Annotated in this window: 4 protein-coding genes; 2 read left to right on the top strand and 2 right to left on the bottom strand. The window is 68.8% G+C overall.

Annotation, left to right across the window (positions count from 1 at the left end; translation table 11 throughout):
* A partial coding sequence (locus tag VFX99_RS13500; RefSeq protein ID WP_329666812.1) for an NAD-dependent epimerase/dehydratase family protein occupies positions 1-709 on the bottom strand: 709 nt, incomplete at its 3' end.
* Positions 710-766: 57 nt separating this feature from the next.
* Here VFX99_RS13500 and VFX99_RS13505 point away from each other — a divergent pair.
* The gene (locus VFX99_RS13505) at positions 767-1,777 is read left to right on the top strand and encodes a magnesium and cobalt transport protein CorA (RefSeq protein WP_329666813.1); all 1,011 of its coding nucleotides are present in this window, start codon (positions 767-769) and stop codon (positions 1,775-1,777) included.
* A gap of 54 nt (positions 1,778-1,831) precedes the next feature.
* Positions 1,832-3,157, top strand: coding sequence for an FAD-binding oxidoreductase (locus VFX99_RS13510; RefSeq protein ID WP_329666814.1), 1,326 nt, complete (start codon positions 1,832-1,834; stop codon positions 3,155-3,157).
* Between the two features lie 17 nt (positions 3,158-3,174).
* On the opposite strand, the gene gndA is transcribed toward VFX99_RS13510, so the two are convergent.
* The coding region (gene gndA / locus VFX99_RS13515) for an NADP-dependent phosphogluconate dehydrogenase (protein WP_329666815.1) at positions 3,175-4,120 on the bottom strand (946 nt) is incomplete at its 5' end.

The following is a 4,120-nucleotide window of genomic DNA, read 5'->3' on the forward strand; positions in this document are numbered from 1 at the left end:
CATCCGCCAGCCAGCCGTAGATCTGATTCCAGGTCGGAGCATGCGTGCCGGTGATCGTGAAGGACTCGCCGACCGCTCCGGGATTGCCCAACAGGCCCGTGAAGGCGACGGCGAAATCGTCGCTGTGCGTCAAAGTCCAGAGGCTCGTCCCGTCGCCGTGGATCACCACCGGCTTGCCTTCCCGCATGCGCGCCACATCGGTCCAGCCGCCCATCGTGGGCAGCATCCGCTCGTCGTAGGTGTGCGACGGACGCACGATGGTGATCGGGAATCCGCGGTCGCGGTAGGCCTGGACGAGCAGGTCTTCGCAGGCGATCTTGTCGCGGGAGTACTGCCAGAACGGGTTGCGCAGCGGCGTGGACTCGGTGATGGGCAATTGTGTCGGGGGCTTCTGGTAGGCGGACGCCGAGCTGATGAACACGTACTGACCGCAGCGGCCTTCGAACTGCGCGAGATCGGCCTCCACGTGCCCCGGCGTGAACGCGAGGAATTCCGCCACGACGTCGAACTCGGCCGTGCCGATCGCCTCGCGCACCGCCGCCGCATCCCGCACGTCCGCCACGAGCTCGCGCACGCCGTCGGGGAGCGGTCGACGCGACGACCCGCGGTTGAGGACCGTGACGTCGTGGCCGAGGGCGCGAGATCGTCGCACGCTCGCCGCGCTGATGGTTCCGGTGCCGCCGATGTACAGGATGCGATGAGTCGTCACCGAATCGACCCTAGCCGGGTCCGCGTCGGCGGGTGGCAGCGGACCTATTGTGGGCTCATGCCGCTCGTCGATGCCGCCGTGTATGTCCGGGGACAGCGGGTCGCCGGGGGTTCGGTGGCCGACGTCATCACCGATGCCCGGGCGCGGGGCGGAATGGCCTGGATCGGGCTGTACCGGCCTACCGAAACCGAGATGCGCGACATCGCGCACCTGCTCGGGCTTCACGAACTCGCCGTCGAGGACACCCTGAAGGGTCATCAGCGGGCCAAGCTCGAGCGCTACGGCGAGATCACCTTCATGGTGCTGCAGCCGGCGCGCTATCTGGATGAGTCCGAGACCGTCGAGTTCGGCGAGGTGCACCTCTTCCTCGGGCCCGACTTCGTGATCACCGTCCGTCACGCCGAGAATCCGGATCTGGGTGCCGTCCGCAGGCGGCTCGAGCAGCGCCCGGAGGTGCTGTCCCAGGGTCCGTACGCCGTCGGATGGGCCATCTGCGACGACGTCGTGGACCAGTACGCCCCGGTCGTGGCCGGCCTGGAGAACGACATCGACGAGATCGAGGACCAGCTGTTCTCCGGCGATCCGGACGTCTCGAAACGGATCTTCGGACTGCAGCGGGAGGTCGTGGACCTCCAGCACGCCACGTCGCCGCTGGTGGACATGTTCGATCGCATGCAGAAGATCGTGATGGAGTCCACCGGTAAGACGGAGGCTCCCGCTTTCCGCGACGTCGACGACCACGCGCGCCGGGTCGTCGACAAGGTCGACACCTTCCGCTCGACACTCGCCAGCGCTCTGACCGTGCACGCCATCCTGGTCGAGCAGGAGAGCAACGAGGAGATGCGTCGCATGACCGAGTTCGGCCTCCAGCAGAACGACCAGGTGAAGAAGGTGTCGGGATGGGCGGCGATCCTGTTCGCCCCGACGCTCGTGGGCACGATCTACGGCATGAACTTCGACTACATGCCTGAGCTGCACTGGACGTTCGGCTATCCGCTGGCCGTGCTCGCGATGCTCGGAACGAGCGTCACGCTGTACGTGGTGTTCAAGCGGAAAGGCTGGCTGTAGCCGCTCCCGGCGGAGGTCTCGACCGTGTCGGCGCCCTCCGGTAGCGTCTGTGCGATGCAGATCGATGAACTGACTTCTGAGCTGCCCGGGCGCGTGGTCGCGCCGGGAGACGACGGGTGGGACGCTGCGCGCCACTTCCACTCCGGCATCGGCGAGCCCGATGCGATCGTGCGTGCGGCATCGGTGGCCGACGTGGCGGGCGCGGTGCGGTGGGCGGCAGGTGAGGGCGTGCCGATCCTGGTACGAAGCGGCGGGCACAGTGCGTGGGGCACCGTGCCGGGCGGGCTCACCGTCGACCTCACGGCGCTGAACGACATCGACGTGGACGGCACGCTCGTCCGGGTCGGAGGCGGTGCCACGTGGGGGCACATCGCCGAGGCGCTCGCCGACCACGGCCTCGGCGTCAGCTCCGGCGATACGGCCTCGGTCGGCGTCGGCGGGCTCACGCTCGGCGGCGGCATCGGATGGATGGTGCGATCCTGGGGCCTGGCCGCGGATCAGCTCGTCGGCGCGCAGCTGGTGACCGCCGCCGGCGACGTCATCGAGGTGACCGAGGCCACGCACCCCGATCTCTTCTGGGCGCTCCGCGGTGGCGGCGGCAACTTCGGCGTGGTCACCCGCTTCGACTTCCGCGCCCATCCCCTCGATGCGGTGGTGTTCGCGACCCTCGGCCTGACGGGGGATGCCCGGCCGATCCTCCGCGCCCTGCGCGACACCCTGAAGGCCGCGCCGCGCGAGCTGACGGTGACGTTCATGGACGTGCCCGCGATGGACCCCAGCGCACCCGCCGGAGCCACGATCACCGCCGTGTGGATCGGGGACGACGAGGCGGCCGCCCGGTCGGCGCTGGCACCGCTTCTCGATTTGGACGATGTGCACGAGACCGACATTTCCGTCACGAGGTACCCTGAAGTGCTCGAGGACATGCCCGCGGCCGATCCCGACAACCCGATGCCGGGCTTCGTGGGTGGCAACACCCTCCTCCGCGAGCTCAGCGACGACGCCATCGAGCGCCTCGTCGCGTTCCGCGAGGCCAACGAGGCGTCCGTCCTGTTCCTGCGTTCGCTCGGCGGCGCATTCGGAGATGTGCCGCAGGAGCGCACCGCCTTCCCGGCGCGCGATGCGACGTGGTTCGCGATGGCCGGTGCCTTCGACATCCCTGGGCTGGTGGACGATGAGAGCCGGCCGGTCATCGTGACCGCTTGGGATGCCATCGAGGCGCTCGGTGCCGGCATCTACGGCAACTTCTCGATGTCGACCGACGCGGATTTCGCCGACAAGCTTTACCCGGCCGCGACGATGGCGCGCCTGCGCGAGGTCAAGCGGGAATGGGATCCCGCCAACGTCTTCTCACGCAACCACAACGTGCGGCCGGGCTGACTCGCGCGGGCGAGTCGTTAGTGGGTGTCTTCGGCTTCGATCTCGGTGCGGTCGCCTGACCAGAGGGTGTGGAAGGTGCCTTCTTTGTCGACGCGCTGGTAGGTGTGTGCGCCGAAGAAGTCGCGCTGGCCCTGGACCAGCGCCGCGGGGAGCCGTGTGGCGCGCAGGCCGTCGTAGTACGACAGCGACGAGGAGAACGCAGGAGCCGGGATGCCGGCGCCGGCTGCGGTGGACACGATCCGGCGCCAGGAACCCTGGGCACGGCCGAGCGCTTCGACGAAGTACGGCGCGGTGAGCAGCACGGGCAGGTCGGGGGCCTGCCCGTAGGCGTCCGCGATGCGGTTGAGGAACTGGGCGCGGATGATGCAGCCCCCGCGCCAGATCTTCGAGATCGCGCCGAGGTCGATGGACCAGTCGTACTCGGCCGCGCCGGCGCGGATCTCGTCGAAGCCCTGCGAGTACGCCACGATCTTCGACGCGTAAAGCGCGAGGCGCACGTCTTCGATGAACGCATCCGGGTCGGGAACGTTCAGGGCCTCGGTCGGACCGGGGAGGTCGGCCGAGACGGCTCGCTGCTCGGGGTGGCTGGACAGCGAGCGGGCGAAGACCGCCTCGGCGATGCCCGACACCGGCACGCCGAGGTTCAACGCGGTCTGCACGGTCCAGGCGCCGGTGCCTTTGGCGCCGGCCTGATCGAGGATGACGTCCACCAGCGGCTTGCCGGTGGTGGCGTCGACCTGCCGGAGCACCTCGGCGGTGATCTCGATGAGGTAGGACTCCAGCTCGCCCTTGTTCCACTCGGCGAACACGTCGGCGATCTCGGCGGGACTCTTCCCGGTGCCGCGACGGATCAGGTCGTAGGCCTCGGCGATCAGCTGCATGTCGGCGTACTCGATGCCGTTGTGCACCATCTTCACGAAGTGACCCGCGCCGTCGTGACCGACGTGGGTGACGCACGGCTCG

The organism is Microbacterium sp., assembly GCF_036277215.1.
Taxonomy (GTDB): Bacteria; Actinomycetota; Actinomycetes; order Actinomycetales; family Microbacteriaceae; genus Microbacterium.